General features: G+C 59.9%; 14 protein-coding genes. 9 read left to right on the top strand and 5 right to left on the bottom strand.

What is annotated here, in order from left to right:
• Positions 1–32: 32 nt before the first annotated feature.
• Complete coding sequence (locus HUO14_RS14845; RefSeq protein ID WP_176280631.1) at positions 33–1,475, top strand: AMP nucleosidase; 1,443 nt, start codon at positions 33–35, stop codon at positions 1,473–1,475.
• Positions 1,476–1,701: 226 nt separating this feature from the next.
• On the opposite strand, the gene HUO14_RS14840 is transcribed toward HUO14_RS14845, so the two are convergent.
• Entirely contained in the window at positions 1,702–2,040 is a 339-nt protein-coding gene (locus tag HUO14_RS14840; RefSeq protein WP_176280630.1) for a helix-turn-helix domain-containing protein, read from the bottom strand.
• 307 nt (positions 2,041–2,347) lie between these two features.
• Here HUO14_RS14840 and HUO14_RS14835 point away from each other — a divergent pair, with 307 nt between their 5' ends.
• Positions 2,348–2,515 carry a hypothetical protein gene (locus tag HUO14_RS14835; protein WP_176280629.1) on the top strand — a complete coding sequence of 56 codons (168 nt, stop codon included), beginning with the start codon at positions 2,348–2,350 and terminating at the stop codon, positions 2,513–2,515.
• Positions 2,516–2,597: 82 nt separating this feature from the next.
• Here the strand turns inward: HUO14_RS14835 and HUO14_RS14830 are convergent, their stop codons facing one another.
• Positions 2,598–3,560 carry a tetratricopeptide repeat protein gene (locus HUO14_RS14830; protein WP_176280628.1) on the bottom strand — a complete coding sequence of 321 codons (963 nt, stop codon included), beginning with the start codon at positions 3,558–3,560 and terminating at the stop codon, positions 2,598–2,600.
• Positions 3,561–3,803: 243 nt separating this feature from the next.
• Here HUO14_RS14830 and HUO14_RS14825 point away from each other — a divergent pair, with 243 nt between their 5' ends.
• The 5 genes from HUO14_RS14825 (at position 3,804) to HUO14_RS14805 (ending at position 12,338) form a co-directional block, all read left to right on the top strand.
• A complete protein-coding gene (locus HUO14_RS14825; protein ID WP_176280627.1) occupies positions 3,804–6,254 on the top strand; it encodes a cyclic nucleotide-binding domain-containing protein in 2,451 nt (816 codons plus the stop codon).
• 133 nt (positions 6,255–6,387) lie between these two features.
• The gene (locus tag HUO14_RS14820; protein WP_176280626.1) at positions 6,388–7,269 is read left to right on the top strand and encodes a hypothetical protein; all 882 of its coding nucleotides are present in this window, start codon (positions 6,388–6,390) and stop codon (positions 7,267–7,269) included.
• A 15-nt stretch (positions 7,270–7,284) separates the two neighbouring features.
• Positions 7,285–9,090 carry a cytochrome c3 family protein gene (locus HUO14_RS14815; RefSeq protein WP_176280625.1) on the top strand — a complete coding sequence of 602 codons (1,806 nt, stop codon included), beginning with the start codon at positions 7,285–7,287 and terminating at the stop codon, positions 9,088–9,090.
• A 27-nt stretch (positions 9,091–9,117) separates the two neighbouring features.
• Positions 9,118–9,966, top strand: a complete 849-nt coding sequence (locus HUO14_RS14810; RefSeq protein ID WP_176280624.1) for a phosphodiesterase — start codon at positions 9,118–9,120, stop codon at positions 9,964–9,966.
• Between the two features lie 170 nt (positions 9,967–10,136).
• On the top strand, positions 10,137–12,338 hold the full coding sequence (locus HUO14_RS14805) for a M3 family metallopeptidase (RefSeq protein WP_246255706.1): 2,202 nt from the start codon (positions 10,137–10,139) through the stop codon (positions 12,336–12,338).
• 77 nt (positions 12,339–12,415) lie between these two features.
• On the opposite strand, the gene HUO14_RS14800 is transcribed toward HUO14_RS14805, so the two are convergent.
• Positions 12,416–13,870 carry an MFS transporter gene (locus HUO14_RS14800; RefSeq protein ID WP_176280623.1) on the bottom strand — a complete coding sequence of 485 codons (1,455 nt, stop codon included), beginning with the start codon at positions 13,868–13,870 and terminating at the stop codon, positions 12,416–12,418.
• Between the two features lie 225 nt (positions 13,871–14,095).
• Between HUO14_RS14800 and HUO14_RS14795 the strand changes: the two genes are divergently transcribed.
• A complete protein-coding gene (locus HUO14_RS14795) occupies positions 14,096–14,686 on the top strand; it encodes an SOS response-associated peptidase family protein (protein WP_176280622.1) in 591 nt (196 codons plus the stop codon).
• Positions 14,687–14,775: 89 nt separating this feature from the next.
• Here the strand turns inward: HUO14_RS14795 and HUO14_RS14790 are convergent, their stop codons facing one another.
• Positions 14,776–15,507, bottom strand: coding sequence for an outer membrane protein (locus tag HUO14_RS14790; protein WP_246255705.1), 732 nt, complete (start codon positions 15,505–15,507; stop codon positions 14,776–14,778).
• Between the two features lie 452 nt (positions 15,508–15,959).
• Between HUO14_RS14790 and HUO14_RS14785 the strand changes: the two genes are divergently transcribed.
• Positions 15,960–16,871, top strand: coding sequence for a haloalkane dehalogenase (locus HUO14_RS14785; protein ID WP_176280621.1), 912 nt, complete (start codon positions 15,960–15,962; stop codon positions 16,869–16,871).
• A 101-nt stretch (positions 16,872–16,972) separates the two neighbouring features.
• Here HUO14_RS14785 and HUO14_RS14780 read toward each other — a convergent pair whose 3' ends face one another.
• Positions 16,973–18,511: a M20/M25/M40 family metallo-hydrolase gene (locus tag HUO14_RS14780; protein ID WP_176280620.1), complete on the bottom strand. Its 1,539-nt coding sequence runs from the start codon at positions 18,509–18,511 to the stop codon at positions 16,973–16,975.
• Between the last annotated feature and the right edge of the window lie 66 nt (positions 18,512–18,577).

Genomic DNA, 18,577 nt, shown 5'->3' with positions numbered 1-18,577 from the left:
CGTTAGAGGACTGAAACTGTAACGGAGACTGCATGACAACCGATTCCACTCTTTGCGCCACGCCCGCCGAAGCGGTCGCGCTGCTCGAAAAGCTCTACGCCGAACAAATTGAGATCACGGCGGCCCGGTTCCGCCGCTATGCGACATCCGCACTGGCCTATGATGACCGCCAGCAGGGTCTCTACCCGCAGATCAGCGTCGAGATTCCGGCCGATCAGGCGACCGAAACCAGCCATTTGGCGGCGGGCCATCTTGCCGATATCAACATCTATCGGACGACGATAACCGAACCGAAATTATACCGGCTCTATCTGCTCGACCAGCTGCAACGGATCGACGCGACCTTTACCGCGAAAATATGGGTCGGATTGTCCGACACGCCGATTCCGCTCGCCTTTGCGCTCGAGGATGCCGGTGCCGGTCTCGATCGCGCGAAGAAGGAAAAGCTGCCCAATTATTTCCACACGCCCAATCTGGTCAAGACCAATGACGAGATCGTCGATGGCGGCCAGATTTTCCAGGGCGAGGAAGCCTCGGCGCTCGCCCTGTTCACCGCCGAGCGGGTCGATTATTCACTCCACCGTATCCGCCATTATTGCGCAACCGATCCGGAGCATTTCCAGCCCTTCATCCTGTTCACCAACTATCAGCGCTATGTCGACGAATTCATCGAATATGGCCTGAAGGAAGTGACTTCGGGTAATGCGACCATGCTGGTCGAACCGGGCAACCGGATCACCGGCAAGGACGGCAAGCCCTCCGCTCCGCCGATCGCCAAGCCGCCGCAAATGCCGGCCTATCATCTGGTTCGCAGCAACGGTCGTCCCGGCGTGACCCTGGTCAATATCGGCGTCGGTCCCAGCAATGCCAAGACGATCACCGACCATCTGGCGGTGCTCCGCCCGCATGTCTGGCTGATGATCGGCCATTGCGGTGCGCTGCGCCGGACCCAGCGGCTCGGCGACTATGTCCTCGCCCACGCCTATTTGCGCGACGACAATGTGCTCGACGATGTGTTGCCACCGAGCATCCCGCTGCCGACCATTGCCGAAGTGCAGCTTGCGCTCACCGAGGCGGTTCAGGCGGAAACCGGAATCGACAAGTCAAAACTCAAGCAGCAGTTGCGCACCGGTACGGTGGTTACCACCGGCGATCGCAACTGGGAGCTGCGCTTCGAACAGATCGCCCGGCGCCTCAACCAGTCCCGCGCCATCGCCATCGACATGGAATCGGCGACGGTTGCGGCCAACGGCTATCGCTACCGCGTGCCCTACGGAACATTGCTCTGCGCTTCCGACAAGCCGCTGCACGGCGAGATCAAGCTGCCGGGCATGGCCGATGCTTTCTATCAGGAACGGGTGGGCCAGCATCTGGCGATCGGCCTGCGCGCGATCGATCTGCTCGCAGAGGAGGCGGATGCCGGGACGTTGCACAGCCGCAAACTGCGGAGCTTCGGCGAGCCGTTATTCCGGTAGGAAGATATCCTCTCCCTCAAGGGGAGTGGATAGCAAAGCCGTGGCAGTTTGCTGTCTGGTCGACGCTGTAGAGGGGGACTGCAGCAAGAGTCACACTCATCGAACCCGGCCACCCGCCCTCGCTACAGCCCAGATGCTCGCTTCGCCTCTGTGCTAACCGAACACATCTCGCCGCGAACTTGCCAGACCGTCTGCCAGCCGCCGTTGATTGCCAGCGCCACCAAATCTACTGGTTAAAATCTTCGCGATATTGCGCCATGATGTTCAGCAATTCCCGGTTGCCGTCGGATGTGATCGTCGCGCTGCCATCATTGACTTCCACCAGGCCTTTGCCGACCATCAGGTTGAGATATCTGACCGTTATCGAGCCGCTGCTGGAGATATATTCCGACAGGCTGTCCATATCCATCGGCGTGTCGCCACTGGCATATAATGCGAACAGAATATCGAGGCACGGCGCGGCCGGGAGCTTCAGAGTGTCGAAAAAATGCCTGGATATCTGTCGACGCGTATGGGCGACGGTCCGCACAAAGCGGTCAAGCTGTTGGTCGGCCATATCAGTCAAGGGGCTTCACCGGTCGCTGGTTCTATGATCGTCATAATCGATTTCATATCTGCCACTTCGTTATCATGTACCAATGCTCGGGGGTAGAGCGAAAACGCGATAATCGCGTCATTCGGGCCGGTCGATATAGCATAGCTGCTGCTACCGAAAGGCGTCACCCGTAAAATCGTGTATTATGGGCCGGAACGGACCTTGCCGCGATTCTGCTGTTGGCTTAACAGGCTGCCGATTCAAAAGAACGTTCGGATTGGCTTTTCCATTTGAATTTAAAGCGAATTTCCAGAACTATATGGGCTAGAGAGAGTTTATGCGGGTCGACCAGAGAGACGAGATATCCGATATGGTTGATGCGCTAAGTCTGATGCTCCGTCGGCTGGACGAGGCAGGAGAGATGATCGCGGCGCTGAGAATAGCCGAGGCCATAGAGGCTCTGCAGCTGTCAGATGATCGCGCTGATAGCGACAGGGCCGGTTAGGCTGCCACGACCCCGGGACCGATTGCTTCCCGTCACGCCGTTGGCCGATTACCCGATGTTTCTATAGACGCCTGTCTCTGCGCTAAACACCCAGAGCCGCTGCCGCTTCCCGGATGCGCTTCGCTTCGGCTCCGTCATTCCTGAACGCTTTCAAGCCGCGCTCCAGCGCCTGTTTGGCCTGAACCGTCTGGCCCAGTTGCATGCGGCTGCGGATCAGCATGATCCAGCCATTGGCGTCATTGGGATTGGCCGTCAGGCGTTTGTCCAGACCGTCCACCATGCCCGCGATCATGGCTTCCTGCTGACCGGCGGGCAGGGCGGCTGCTTCCTTCATCTGCTGGCGGCTGGGGCCGGGAATCGCGGCGGTGGCGACGGCGGGGCCGCTGGTGCTAATGCCGCCGGTTGGCGCGGCCGGTGCTGCCTTGGCGAGGCGGGCGGCAACATCAATTCCTTCATTCTCGGCGACCTGCCCGATCACCCGGCGGATATCGGCGGCATAAGGGGCGTCGGCGGGCGTGTCTTCGAGCAGGGTGAACCAGTCATCGATCGCGCCTCTATGGTCGCCGGAAATGTCCTTCTGGACCGCCAGAAAATAACGCGCGCGCGGATCCTTTGGATCGTGTTTCAGGGCATTGCGAAAGGCCTGGGCCGCATCAGCCGGTACCTGCTGCCCGTCGCTCGACATGACCAGGGCCTCGCCCAGCATCGACCAATATTCGGGATTGTCCGGATCAAGCGTGGTTGCCCGTTTCATCGCGGTCGCCGATTCGGGGAATTTGCCGGTCTCGAAATAGCTCCACCCCAGCATCCGCCAGCTTTCGGCGTCATCGGGGCTTTCCTGCAGCTTCTTTTCCAGCCCGGCGATCACTTCACCGACGCTTGGCGCTTCCTCGCCTTCGCCCGTGCTGCCGGCGAGCGTCATGTCCTCGCCCGAACCGTCGTTCATGCTGCGATAGACCTGGACGGCGATCGCGCCGAGCGCGAGTAAAGCCGCTATTATCAGAGCGATACGGTTGACGTTCATCGATGAACCAGTTTCTGCCATGATCAATCCCCAAGCTGTTTTCTTGTCGTCACATATGCGCGCAGGGATACGGAGCCGTTCGCTGCCTGACAAGCGCGGAGATGGCTGATTTATTTTGCACTGGCAATGGAGAGCCATTTTGGTAAGGTACTGCCAAAGTTCAATCTTTTGGGTCGCGCTAAAGCCGGACAGATAGCTGAACCGGATCGCAATGATGTATGAGGGTGCATCGGTCGGGGAAAGCATAAGGGGGGTAGCAAGCGCGTGGCGGACAAATTTCGAGTAGTGATTGTCGGGTCCGGACCGGCGGGGATGAGCGCTGCCGGACGCGCTGCCCAGCTGAAGCTGAAACACGTGCTGCTCGAAAAGACCGACCATCTCTCCGATACCATCTACAAATATCAGAAGGGCAAGCATGTCATGGCGACGCCGAGCCAGCTGGTGTTGCGCTCGGACATGGATTTCGACGCGGGCAAGCGCGAGGCGATACTCGGCACCTGGGACGAGCAGACCGCCGAGCGCGGCGTCAATGTCATGTATAATGCCGAACCGGTGAAGATCGAAGGCGACGAAGGCAATTTCACCATCAGCCTGAAAAACGGCGATACGGTGCAGGCCGAAACGATCGTCATGGCGATCGGTACCCAGGGCAATCCCAATCTGATGCGCTGCCCCGGCGGTGACAACAAGCTGGTACAATATCAGCTCGACGATCCCGGCGAATATTATGACGAGCATATCACGGTAATCGGTTCGGGCGACGCCGGTATCGAGAATGCGCTCGGCCTCGCCGCCGATGCGGCGCAGAATAATGTCGTCACCATTCTCAACCGCTCGGCGGAATTTGCCCGGGCCAAGAAAGCCAATGTGAAGCTGCTGATGGAAGCGGGCGAGCAGGGCAAGGTGATGATCCGCAACGAGACCACACCGGCCGAGGTCAGGGACGGCGAACTGGTGCTGGAAACCCGCGACGGGCAAGAGACGATCAAGTGCGACCGGATCATCGCGCGCATGGGCAGCGCGCCGCCGCGCAAATTTGTCGAGGAATGCGGCATCGAGTTTACCAGCGATGATCGCGAGGCCTATCCCAAATTGTCGCCCGCATTCGAAAGCACCAAGAAGGGCATCTATGTCATCGGCGCGCTCGCCGGCTATCCGCTGATCAAGCACTGCATGAACCAGGGCTATGATGTTATCGAGTTCATCAACGGCAACACCGACCTGAAACCTGCCGACGAACCGATACTCGAAGCCAAATTTGCCAGCCTGCCAAAACGCCGCTCGGTCGACGAATGGCTGGAATTTTTCCGCTCCAACGTCACCATCCTCAACGACCTGTCGCCGCTGCAGATGCGCGAATTCATGCTCGACAGCGAGCCGCAAAGCTATCGCCGCGGTGAGGTGATTTTCGAGAAAAACGATCCGGGAAGCTCGCTTTTTGCCATAGCCGAGGGCTCGGTCGCAGTGGAGATCAACCCCGACGATCCCTCGATCACCGTGCCGATCGAACAGGGTTCGATCTTCGGCGAAGTCGGTCTGATTTCCGGACGCCGCCGCGGGGCGACGATCAAGGCCGCCGAAGACGTGGTCGTGGTCGAAATCTCGCGCACCGCCGCGCTGAAATTGCAAGCGTCGGTACCCGCCGCAAAACGCGCCATCACCCGCATTTCGACCGAGCGCCAATTGCTGCAGATGTTCGGATCGGGCCTGACCAAGGAAGATATTGCCGAAGTCGTCGAATCCAGCGAGATCGTCAACGTCCGTGCCGGCGAGACGATCATCGAGGAAGGCGGGGACGGCAACGACATTTACGTCATTCGCGTCGGTTCGATGGTGGTCGAGAAGGAAATCGGCGGCAAGCCGGTGTTCCTGTCCTATCTGCCGGCCGGTTCCTATGTCGGGGAAATGACGCTGATCGCCGGTGGCTATCGCACCGCGACGGTCAAGGCCGCGATCAAGTCGGAAGTCATCAAGATCAATGGCGATGCGTTCAAGAAAGTCCTCGACGCCCATCCCGACCTGATGCGCAAGGCGAAGAAGGAAATGGCCGCGCGGCAGGATATCAACGCCTTCGTCGAAGCGAAGAAGGACAGTTTCTCAGGTGTTGTCGACATGTATTCGGGGATTGCCAATTTCCTCGTCGACAATGGTATCGGCGAAGCCACCGACGTGCTGCTGATCGACGAGAATCTCTGCGTCGGCTGTGACAATTGCGAGAAGGCCTGCGCCGACAGCCATGAAGGCCTGTCGCGTCTCGATCGCGAGGCCGGGCGCACCTATGCCCATCTCCACGTGCCGACCAGCTGTCGGCACTGCGAACATCCGCACTGCATGTCCGACTGCCCGCCCGACGCCATCCACCGCGGTCCCGATGGCGAAGTATTCATCGACGACAGCTGCATCGGCTGCGGCAATTGCCAGCGCTATTGCCCTTATGGCGTGATCCGGATGGACAAGGTTCCGCCGAAGAAGCCGGGCATATTGAACTGGTTGCTGTTCGGTTTCGGTCCGGGGCCCGGCGAACCCGACAAGCAATGGTCCGCCGAGCACAGCGATCCTGCAGTCGAAAAGCCCAAGAAAGCGATCAAATGCGACATGTGCGCCGGGATCAAGGGCGGCCCCGCCTGCGTCCGGGCTTGCCCGACCGGCGCGGCCATCCGCGTGGCGCCGGAAGAATTCCTGACCGTCTCCAAGCTGGAAGGGGAAGAGGTGTGAGGTTGTTGGTTTGGCTATTCCCCGTTCGTCCTGAGCTTGTCGAAGGACAGATGACAAGACGCGGTGCTTCGACAAGCTCAGCACGAACGGCAAAACTGGCCACCGATCCCGCAGCCAACGGGGGGACCATATAATGGCCAGCACCGCCATCACCGGACAGGCCGGGCGCAAGAAGGTCGCCATGCACGACGGCTTCCTCAAGCACGCCGGTTTCCGCTGGCTGAAGATTTCGTCGGCGATCATGCTGATCTGCATCGTCAGCTATCTGTTCATCGACGTGTCGCCGCGCCACAATGGCGGCAGCTGGTACGGCTATACGCTGGGAACGATTGGCGCGCTGCTGATCCTGTGGCTGACCATGCTGGGTGTGCGCAAGCGCGCCATGACGCCGGGCCAGTGGTCGCTCAAGGCCTGGACCTCGGCGCATATCTATCTCGGGCTCAGCCTGATCGTGATCGGCACGCTGCACACCGGGTTCCAGCTCGGCTGGAACATCCACACCGCCGCTTATGTCTTCATGATGATCGTGATCATTTCGGGCATTGTCGGCATTTATTTCTACGCCACCATCCCTAAGGCGCTGTCCGACAATCGTGACGAGATGACCGAGACCGAGATGCTCGAGAATCTGCGTTCACTCGACCGGCAATTGCATGAAGCAGCGCAGCCGCTGTCCGGAGAACATGCCGCTCTGGTGCTCCAGTCGCTCGAACAGGATCCGTTTGGCGGCGGATTTTTCCAGCGGATATCCGGTCGCTATCCCGATTGTGCTACCCGGCAGGCGCAGGCAGATTTGCGCCGCGAACGGGCCTATCAGCCGAAAATGGGCGGCGATGATCCGCTCGACAAGGTCGATGCGCTGCTCGAGAAAAAGGAGGCGACCCTGGCCCGGGTCCGGCGCCATCTCAAGCTCAAGGCGATGCTGCAAGTCTGGCTGTTCGTCCATGTCCCGATGACCTTCGCTCTGATCGCCTCGCTCACCGCGCATATCATCAGCGTATTCTTTTACTGGTAGGATGGAGAGCCAAAAATGACCTTCATAGTACGCCAGATCGCGACCACCGCCGACGGACGGGAGATCATCCGGTCCAATCCGTTCCAGACCAACGAAATCGGCATCGGTCGCAGCACCACCAACCCGATCCATCTGCCCGATCTTGCGGTCAATCCTGACCATGCCGTCATCAGCAAGCGTGATGACGGCCAGATCATCGTCGAAAGCACGTCGGGCCAGAATTTCACTCTCGATGGCAAGCAGCGGATTTCCGTCACCATCGATCCGGCGGCCGGGGCGGAGCTGGGCTTTGGCGGGCATGTCATCATCGTCGGCGAAGAGGGCGACGATATTGTCCTCACCGTCAAGCGGGTCGAGGCCCTGTCCGATTCCGCCGAGACGCGCAGCGAATCCACGCTCTATACGCTCAAGGGCTTGCTCCCGGGCAAGCGAATGACGGCCTGGGGCTTTATCGCCCTGGTACTGGCTGCATTTCTGGTCTGGCCGATCTACACCTGGGCGACCTGGCGCGGTGTCGAGGAACGGCCCGACCAGTTCCACGCCGACACCATGTGGTCGACCGGCGCCTTGAGCAAGGCCCACCACGGGCTCGAAAAGGATTGTCAGGCCTGTCATGTCGATGCTTTCGTCACCGTCACCGACAATACCTGCCTGACTTGCCATGAAGACGACGCCCATGATCATGCCGCGAAACCACGGTTGCTGACCGCGCGCGGCGGGCCGGAGGGGCTGGAGAAAATCGGGGCCGCTTTTGCCTCGGCTTTCAACAAGCCACCGGGCAGGTGTGTCGAATGTCACAGCGAGCATGAAGGTGGCGGTGCTATGCAACCGACTGCGCAAAAATTCTGTGCGGATTGCCACAATGGGATGGATGAACGTTTGACCGATACAAAACTCGAGAACGCATCGGACTTCGGGATCGAACACCCGCAGTTCCGGCCTGCCGTTCTGGTATCGCCGGGCGGCAAGAATCCGGAGCGCAAACGCATCTCGCTCGACCAGAAGCCGACCGAATATAATGGTCTGAAATTCCCGCATGACCTGCATTTGTCCAAGACCGGCGGTGTCGCTCAAATGGGACGGAGGCTGTCGAAGGAATTCGGCTTTGGTTCGGCGCTGGCCTGCAAGGATTGCCACACGGTCGATCCCAAGGGCGTGCGCTTCGAGCCGGTCGACATGAAGGAAGACTGCAGCATGTGCCACAGTCTCGCCTTTGACGAAATCGGCGGCACGGTCCGGACCTTGCGGCACGGCGAACCGGCGATGGTCCAGGCTGATCTCAGGGCCTATTATCGCTCCAGCCGCCCCAACCGCCCGATCAATCTCGGCGGCATGAAACGGCGGCGTCCGGGCGAGAATAACGAAGTGCGGGTCGCCAGCGACTATGCCCGCGCCGTGCAATTCCGTCCGAGCCGCGCCAATCTGGCAATCAACCAGGTATTCTCGCGTGGCGGGGCCTGTTTCGACTGTCATGGCGTCACGCCGCCGACCGCGCGCGGGCGGGTCGATTATGGCATCAAGCCGGTGACCCAGACCGATCGCTATATGGAAAAAGGCTGGTTCAGCCATGACGCGCATAATGACGAGGATTGCACGAGCTGCCACAATGCAACCACATCGAAAGCTGCGGAAGACCTGCTGCTGCCGGGCATCAAGACCTGTCGCGAATGTCATGGCGGGGAGTTCCAGAAATCGTCCGACGTACCGTCATCATGCGCCATGTGTCATGATTATCACGCCGATGATGGCGCGCCCTGGATGGTCAGGGATCAAAAGAAAGACAAGCAAGTCAAGCCGGAGAAACAGATTGCCGGTCGTTAGGGCCAAGGAAGATAGGGGAAACCGCCCATGCTAATGGCGCAGATCACGGATATTCATCTCGGTTTCGACCCGGATAATCCAGCGGAATTCAACCGCAAGCGGCTTGATCAGGCGATCAAGACGATATGCGACATGAAACCGCAGCCCGACTTTCTGCTGGCTACCGGCGATCTGGTCGACCGCGGCGATCAGGAAAGCTACCGGCGGCTTGAATCCGCGCTGTCAGCCGTACCTTTTCCGGTCTACATGTGTCTCGGCAATCACGATTTGCGGGCACCATTTTCCAGGCAGTTTCCCGATGTCCCGACCGTCGACGGCTTTGTCCAATATGAAGTCGACACGCCGGAATTGCGCCTGCTGTTCCTCGATACGCTGGAAGAGGGCAGGCATGGCGGGGCCTTTTGCGAGGTCCGGGCCCGATGGCTGGCCGACCGGCTGGCCGAAAACAAGGACAAGCCGACGATCCTGATCCTCCACCATCCGCCGGTGGAAAGCGGCATCGACTGGATGAACACCCATCCCGACGAGCCATGGGTGTCGCGGCTGGCCGACACGGTCGCCGGCCATCCCAATGTCAAGGGCATGATCACCGGCCACCTTCACCGCAATATCTCGACCTGGTGGCGGGACATCAGCCTGGCGATCTGCGCCTCGACCGCGCCGCAAGTGGCGCTGGACCTCAACCCGATCGATCCGGACCATCCCGACGGTCGCAACATGATCGTCGCCGATCCGCCGTCGATCGCCTTGCATTACTGGAACGGCCGCCAGTTGATCAGCCATTTCGAGACCGCCGAAGAGCATGTCCTGCTCGCCCGCTACGACGAAAATCTCCAGCCTCTTGTCCGCGCTTTGCTGGCGGAGAGACCCGAATAGCGGTCTTTTTCGTTGCGGTTCATCGTCGGCTAATAGTCGTTCGTCTAAAAGATGATTTCCAACGAAACCTTTTTTGCGTTTCCGCTTCGCATTGGCTAGACCATCCCCAAATACACATCAGGTGCTTTTGAGAGACCCGCGACAGCGGTTCGATATTTGGAGAAAAATACATGCGATTCACGATTACCAGCCGTAAAATCTTTCTGGGCGTATCCAGCGCCGCGCTGATCGGCGCGACCGCGTCACCCGCTTTAGCCGACAATCATGGGAAAAAAATGACCACAGCTGAACTGAACAAGATGAGCGCGATGCAGTCGGCGCCCGAAGCGACGACCGAAAACAGCGTCCTCCAACCCTGGACCGGCCCCTATGATGGCGTCCCGCCGTGGGATGAAGTCAATGTTGCCGACTTCCCGCAGGCCTTCCAGCAGACAATGGACAAGATCCAGACCGAAGTGAACGCGATCCGCGACAATCCGGCCCCCGCGACCTTTGAAAATTTCACCGTTCCGATGGAACTGGTTGGCAATGAAGCCAATAATCTGTTCGCCATCTGGGGCGTGCACAGCAGCAACCTGTCCAACGACCAGGTCCGCGAAATCCAGGGCGAATGGCTGCCGAAAGTCTCCGCTTTCTTCGACCAGCTGACTCTCGACCCCAAATTGCTCGCCAAGACCAAAGCGGTTTACGACAATCGCGCTTCCGCCGGCCTCGATGCCCAGCAGACCCGACTGGTCGAGCGCAACTACGAACAGCTGGTGCGCAATGGCGCTCTGCTGGGTGGTGCGGACAAGGAACAGCTGATCGCCTACAACACCGAATTGTCGAAGGCGTTCAACGACTTCTCCAACAAGGTACTGGCCGACGAGGAAAGCTTCATCTTCCTGACCGACGAAGCCGATCTGGCTGGCCTGCCGGACAGTTTTGTCGCCTCGCTCAAGGCGGCCGCGCAAGAGCAGGGCAAGACCGGCTGGGCGCTGAAAAACACCCGCTCGGTGATGCAGCCCTTCCTGCAGAATTCGACCCGTCGCGATCTGCGCGAGAAAGTCTACAACGCCTATGTCAATCGCGGCGACAATGGCGACAAGAACGACACCAACGCGACCATCGCCAAGATCCTGAAGCTGCGCGCCGACCGCGCCAAGCTTCTGGGCTTCAAGACCCACGCCCATTACCGCATGGCTGACACGATGGCGAAAGAGCCGGAAGCGGCTATGGACCTGATGATGAAGGTCTGGCCAGCCGCCGTCGCCCGCGTCGGTGAGGAAGTTGCCGACATGCAGGCGATTGCTGACGCGGAAGGCGCCGGCATCACCATCGAACCCTGGGATTATCGCTATTATGCGGAGAAGGTCCGCAAGGCGAAATATGACCTCGATTCCGCCGAGATCAAACCCTATTTCCAGCTCGACAAAATGATGGACGCGCTGTTTGATGCAGCGGGCAAGCTCTACGGCATGACCTTCACCGAAACCACCGGCACCATCCCTGTTTTCGATCCCGAGGTCCGCACCTTTGAAGTCAAGCGCGGCGACAAGGTCATCGGCGTCCAGTTTTTCGACAATTTTGCCCGCAACGGCAAGCGTTCCGGTGCGTGGATGACCACCTACAAGGACGCCTATAAACTGGGTGGCGAGAATGAATATACGATCGCGTCGAACAACAATAATTTCGTCAAGGGCGGCGACGGTGAGCCAACCCTGATCAGCCTCGATGACGCGACGACCCTGTTCCACGAATTCGGTCATGCGCTGCATTATCTCAACTATGACATCACCTATCCGGGCCTCGCGGGCACGCCGCGCGACTTTGTCGAATATCCGAGCCAGGTGAACGAGAACTGGTTGATGACGCCCTATATCCTGTCGACCTACGCGCTCCACTACAAGACCGGAGAGCCGATCCCGCAGGAGCTGGTTGAAAAGATCCAGGCGTCCAAGACCTTCAACGAGGGTTTCTCGACGGTTGAATATCTGTCCTCGGCGATCGTCGACATGAAGCTGCACAACCGTGCGGAAGCGGTCACCGACCCGGACGCGTTCGAGCGCGAGACCCTGACCGAAATCGGCATGCCGAAAGAGATCGTGATGCGGCACCGTCTGCCACAGTTCAACCATCTCTTCTCGTCGGACGCCTATTCGGCCGGCTATTACAGCTATCTCTGGTCGGAAACGATGGACGCCGACACCTGGGCCGCCTTTGAAGAGGCTGGCAGTCCGTGGGACCAGGAAACCGCCGAGCGCTTCCGTTCGATCCTGCTGGCGACCGGCAATGAAACCGACCGCAAGGAAGCCTATCGCAAGTTCCGCGGCCGCGATCCGGAGGTCAAATATATCCTCAAGAAGCGCGGGTTCCCTGTACCGGGTGAGTGAGGTTGAGGGCGTCGCGGCGAAACAGGCCGCGGTTGTCCGGATGGAATTTGAGAAGGGGGCCGTTCTTGGCCCCCTTTTTATTCGTCCCGGCGCCGTCGGGCGATCAGCGCCTGAATTTGCCGCAAGCGTTCCTCGGTCATCGAGAAGCGAAAGGTGAAGTAAAAGGCCACCAGCATCAGCGGCACGATCGCGGCGGCGCCGATCCAGACCAGCGCGTCGAGCGCCGACTGTTCAACCGCTCCCGGTCGCATGCCTTCTTCCAGCCCGACCATGTCGAGCGCGAAACCGCCATAAAGCGGCCCCACCGCGCCGCCGAGCTTGGTCGTGAACTGCAGCACCGCGTAGAAACCGCCCTCCTGCCTGAGGCCGGTTTCGGCTTCATGCTCGTCGGTCAGGTCGGCGGTCAGCGAGGTGATCGCCACGATCCGCAGGATGAAGAAGCTCATGAAAATGGCGTTCTGGATGACCAGGATCGCGAAGATCAGCGGATCGCCATTGTCCGGGATCAGGGCGAACCAGCGCAGCAGATAGGGCCAGGACAGATCGAGCAGCATCACGATCACCGCCCATTTGACAATGTCATGCTTGGCCATCCGCCGGCCGGCGGTCTTCAGGAAGACCATCGCGATCGGCACCGCGATCAGCACGGACAGGCCGAGCACCAGTCCCGTCTCGGTCGCCTGCAATTCCCAGAAATAGGTCCAGAAGATGATATTGAGCGCGACGGTGATGCCATAGGCCGCGGTCGCGCCCAGATCATAGGCGAGCACGTTGCGGAAATTGCGGTTCTGGAAGGTCGAGAGAAAATCAAGCCACAGTCCGGCAAATCCGGGCGTCGACGGCGCCCGCCTGGGGTCGATCCTGGTATGGCCGATGAATTTCCAAGTCCCGGCGATGCACGCCGTCGCGGTGATCCAGACGATCAGCGCCGACAGCCAGCCATAGGTCACGTAATTGCTCGCGACAAAGCGGCCATCGCCGCCCGCGCCCTCGTCGAACAGGAAATAGAGGCAGGCCGAGGGCAGCAGCAGCGTGGTGAGAAACAGGAAGGCGGTCCGCTGTCCCATCAGGGCGCTGCGCTCGTGATAATCCTGCGAGATTTCCGCCACCAGCGTATAATGCGGAATCGAGAAAAAGGTCAGCGCGGTGCGGATCCACAGCGAACAGCCCAGCAGCCATGCCGCCAGCCACAGCTGGCTGTCGAGCACGAATTCCGGCGGCGCAAACAGCGCGACAAAGCCCAGGCCCATCGGCACGGTGGCATAGATCATGAACGGATGCCGCCGCCCCCAGCGGCTCTTGTAGCGGTCGGACCAGCTGCCGACCATCGGGTCCGACACCGCGTCCCAGACCAGGCTGAGCGACAGCACGATCCCGGTCGCCGTCCCGCTCAGCCCCAGCACCTGCGTGTAGAACAGCAGCACGAACATGACATAGGCCGCTTCCTTCACCGCATAGACCGCCCCGCCAAGACCATAGGACAGGCGGTTGGGGAGGGTCAGGTGGAGGGGGGCGGGTTCCGGGTTTTTCAAAGTGGAGCGAAGGTGGCATATTCGGGGGCGGGACGCTACCGGAATTGCGGGGAGGGGGTTGAGATCAAGCCGCAATGCAGGCAGCTGGCAACGATTTAGTGCATTTGGTAAACTGTCACCGTTATTCCCCGTGCGACCAGGAAATCGCCGAGCGCTTCCGCTCCCTATTTATATCTGACGGCATTTAGTGCTTGTGGCTACTCGGGAGTCAGGCACATTGCACCCATGTGCAACCACTATCAAAATCATCCCGAAGCCATTCCCACATGGCAGGAATATATCGGCAGCGACATTGTTCCGCCCTTTTCCGAAATAAAGATCGATATCTGGCCGAAATATCAGGCCGCGGTTGTGAGGGTCGATCAGGGGCAGAAAATGCTCGACAGCATGCAATGGGGTGTGCCGCTGACCATGAAGGGCAAGCGGCCAGGAACCACGGTAACCAAGCGCATCACCAATGTCCGCAACCTGTCCAGCCCGTTCTGGCGATCGATGCTGACAAGGCCCGAACAGCGCTGCCTCGTTCCCTTCACCCGCTTTGCTGAGCCCAAGCCCAATGCGGGGCGGGAGGAATGCTGGTTCACGGTCAAGGAAGCGCCGGTGTCCGCCTTCGCCGGAATCTGGCGGCCATCGGATGAGGGCAATGTCTTCGCTTTTCTGACCTGTGAGCCGAACCCGCTGGTCAAGCCCGTCCATCCCAAGGCGATGCCGGTGATCCTGCAGCCCGATGATTATGACCGCTGGCTGGCTGGCGATGATGCCGAAGCGCTGGCGACGCCCTTTCCGTCACAATTGATGACGATGGCGGACGCATAGGTCGTTCGCGGCAGACCATTTCCTGAAACAAGAAAAGGGCGCCCCGTCCATCGAACGGCGCGCCCTTCTGTGGTTAGGCTAGCTCCAGCCTAGAAGCGGAAACCAACGCCCGCGACGACCTGGTGGCGGTCGAGGTCGACGCCGATTTCATTGTTATCATTGAACAATGTGTCGTTATATTTGAGCGAGCTATAGTTGGAATAGCGATACTCGAGCTTGACGAACGCGCCGGAGCCATTGCCGTTGCCGCCGGTGCCGATCACCTGCTCGACGCCCGCGCCGAGACGATAGCCGTCAACCTGCTGGCTGTCGTCAAAGTTCAGGTCGACGCCATCGGCTTCTGCGCGGTCCTGGAAGCGGGATTCGACCGCGGTGTTGGTGTAGCCGCCCTTGGCATAGAGCAGGGTGGTCGGGGTGACCTTGGCACCGATACGCGCACCGATATAGAGATCGCGCTTCAGGTTGATGCGATATCCGAACGGCGCGTTGACGTCTTCATCGCCTTCCTGGCTGCCGGTCGAGTCCATATATTCGCCTTCGAGGCCGAGAACGACCGGGCCGGCGTCAATGTCATAGCCGAGAGCGACGCCATAAGCGAAACCGTCGACCGACTGGTCGAGCGTGTTATTTTCGAAAATGCCGTCATTGTCGGTGTCGACATCAACGTCGCTGCCCGAACGCAGCGTATCATAGCCGCCGAGGATTTCAGCGCGGGGACCGGTGAAGGTGGAGTCGGACTGGGCGGCGGCAGGAGCGGCCACGGCAAAGGCACCAACAACGGAAGAGAGGATCAGGGGGGTGATCAGGGGGGATTTCATCATTTTACTCCAATTAACTAACTATGGAACGAAAGCGTTCCGGTGATGTCCGCTATCATTGCGGCTTTATCGTCGACAGCTGGCCAAATACTGGGCGCAATTGATCGGCGAGTAGGGTGAACGGTCCACAGGCCAATGTCGTTCCATCACAAACCGGATAAATTTCGATAAGCTTGGAAAGTTGCAAAAATAGCACGTTTTGATGGTGGAGCCGGGCTGGCGAGGCCGCCCCGTCAGGGTGCTGGAGCAACGAGGGCTCTGCCACCGTCTGGACCATCTGTTGGAACGATAATTTCGTGGTTCCGCAACTATCTATCCAACATCACGCAAAATAACCGGTCCTTGGCCCAAACTTTGACGAACTTTGGCCATTTGGGGCGCTATTTCGACAAGCCGCATTTCGCCCCTATCCGACTTCTGCTAGGTCAGGGCAGAGACAGACAGGAGCCTCCGCCATGACCGCAATCCCCGCCCTCCGCACGCCGGAAGACCGTTTCAACAATCTCCCCGACTTTGATTATCCGGTGGAATACGCCGATGACCTGCCCGGCTATGAAGGATTGCGCGCCGCCTGGGTCGATACCGGGCCAGCTTATGCGGAGAAGACTTTTCTCTGTCTGCACGGCGAGCCGAGCTGGTCGTTCCTCTATCGCAAGATGATCCCGCATTTCACCGCCACCGGCGCGCGGGTGGTGTGCCCCGATTTCTTCGGCTTTGGCCGCTCCGACAAGCCGACCGATTTCGCGACCTATAGCTTCGACTTCCACCGCATTCATATATTGGCTTTGGTCGAGCGGCTCGACCTGAAAAATATCACCCTGGTGGTGCAGGACTGGGGCGGGCTGATCGGGCTGACTCTGCCGGTGGACGCGGCGTTCAAGGCGCGGCTGTCGCGGCTGATCATCATGAACACCGCGCTCGGCCTCGGCACCGGAGCGGGCGACGGCTTCAACGCGTGGAAGCAATATGCGCTGACCGTGCCGGAATTTGACGCCGGCCAGATTATCGCCCGCGGCACGCCCGAGATGGGCGAGGCAGAGATTGCCGCCTATAATGCCCCTTATCCGGATGACCGCTATCAGGCCGGCGCGAGGACCTTTCCGGCGCTGGTGCCGGTCGAGCCGGACATGGACGGGGTTGCGGTCAGCCAGCAGGCGGCGGCCTTCTGGAGCGGCGAATTCTCAGGCCCCAGCTTCATGGCGATCGGCGGCTCCGATCCGGTGCTCGGCCCGCCGGTGATGAAGATGATGCATGGTCTGATCAGGGGCTGTCCCGAACCGCTGCTGATCGAGGAGGCAGGGCATTTCGTGCAGGAATGGGGCGATGTCGTCGCGCCGGCTGCGCTCAAGGCATTCGGGGATATATAGGGCGGGCGGTGATGTTCGGATCGAATCCGTTAGCCCTGAGCTTGTCGAAGGGTGCTTCTCGTCCCGGAGGCGTGGTTCGACAGGCTCACCACTAACGAAATCTATCGGATCGCCGCCAGCTGGTAGAGGAAGTCAGCATAGCCCATGGTGGCGTCGACAAGGCCGGCGACCTTGGCATTGGTCGACTCGACGACATAATATTCATCCGGCGCATGCGCGCCCGCGCCGTGGCCCATGCCGAAATGACCGGCGGGAATGGAGACCGGCGGCGCGGTGAAGGTGGCTCCCGGCCATGATCCGGCGAGCCGCGGATTGAGCGTCGCCGTAATGCCTGCGCGTTCATAGGTGGCCAGCTCGGTGCGGATCAGGCGGCTGTTTTCATCGGTCTCGGTCGGGTCATAACCGCCGCTGACATTGACCTCGACGTCGGGGAATCCTCTGGCATCAAGATGGGCGCGCAATTTGGTTTCGGCTTCTGCGCGGGTCTGGTTGGGAACGAGGCGCAGGTCGATCTTGGCGGTGGCGGCGCCCGGCAGAATGGTCTTGCCGCCGGGTCCGGTATAGCCGGCGACCAACCCTTCTATATTGACTGTTGGTTCCTGGGCGAGGCGTTGCAGCGCTTGCTCGAACGGCAGGTCGTCAATCCAAGTCTCGACGCCCAAAATCGCCTTGCGCTGGGCTTCGTCGGAATTGCGGGCGGTCTCGGCGATCAGGGCCTTCTCGCGCGCGGTCAGCGGCCGGACATTCTCGAACCAGCCGTCGATCGCCGGCGTGTTACCATCTGGCGTGACCAGAGTCTGCAGCGCCTGCACCAGCCGCCAGGTCGGACTGTCGACCATCGCCTTCAGGCTGGAATGAATATCGCCCTTTGGTCCGCGGCCCCATTTTTCGCCGCTGGCTACCAGTTCGAGTTCGACGATGCCCTTGGAACCGAGATTGACGCTGACATTGCCGTTCTTGTCCTGCCAGCTCGCCGGAATGAAGATGCCCTCGCACTTTTTCAGCGCCGCGAGTACATTCGGCTTGGTCGCGACCTGCTTGAAATGCGGCGAGCCAATCTCTTCCTCGCCTTCGGCGATTAGGACAATATTGACGGGAAGTTTTCGGCCCGCGGCGCGGATCGCATGCAGCGCGGCAAGGAAGGTCGCTTCCGGCCCCTTCTGGTTGACCGCCCCGCGGCCCATGATAGCCTTGCCAAAACCGGGCCGGTCGACGATCGCTCCAGCTAGCGGAGGGGAAGACCATTCCGCCGGGTCAAATTGCTTGACGTCATACATGAAATAGATGCCGAGCGTCCGTGGAGCGCCTGCATCGAGCGTCGCGAAGACGCCAGGATACCCGTCGGTTGGAACGATTTCGACATGCTGGAATCCGGCATCCTGGGCCAGCGATGCCATATAGTCTGCTCCTTCGGGCATGTTGCGGTCTTCCGCTGCAATCGAGGGGAGCTTGATCCAGTCCTGAATCCGTTGAATTGACGCTTGGCGACCCGCTTCCGCAGCCCTGCGAATTGCGGACATATCGCTACTGGCCGACAGCGCCATGGCGGGCGAAAGAAACATTGCGCCCGCTCCAGCCATGGCCGCGCCGCGCATAGCCTGACGGCGATCAATCAAAGGGTTGTTGTCTGCCGCAGTCATAAGCATTCTCCCTGTCAGGAGATCATGAATGACTGTAAATCGAAATTATCGCAAGCCTGAACAGCC

The organism is Parasphingorhabdus flavimaris (assembly GCF_013371215.1).
In the GTDB taxonomy this organism is placed as follows: domain Bacteria; phylum Pseudomonadota; class Alphaproteobacteria; order Sphingomonadales; family Sphingomonadaceae; genus Parasphingorhabdus; species Parasphingorhabdus flavimaris.
The sequence above is the reverse complement of the archived record's forward strand: the minus strand, read 5'-3'. Positions and strand labels throughout refer to the sequence as shown.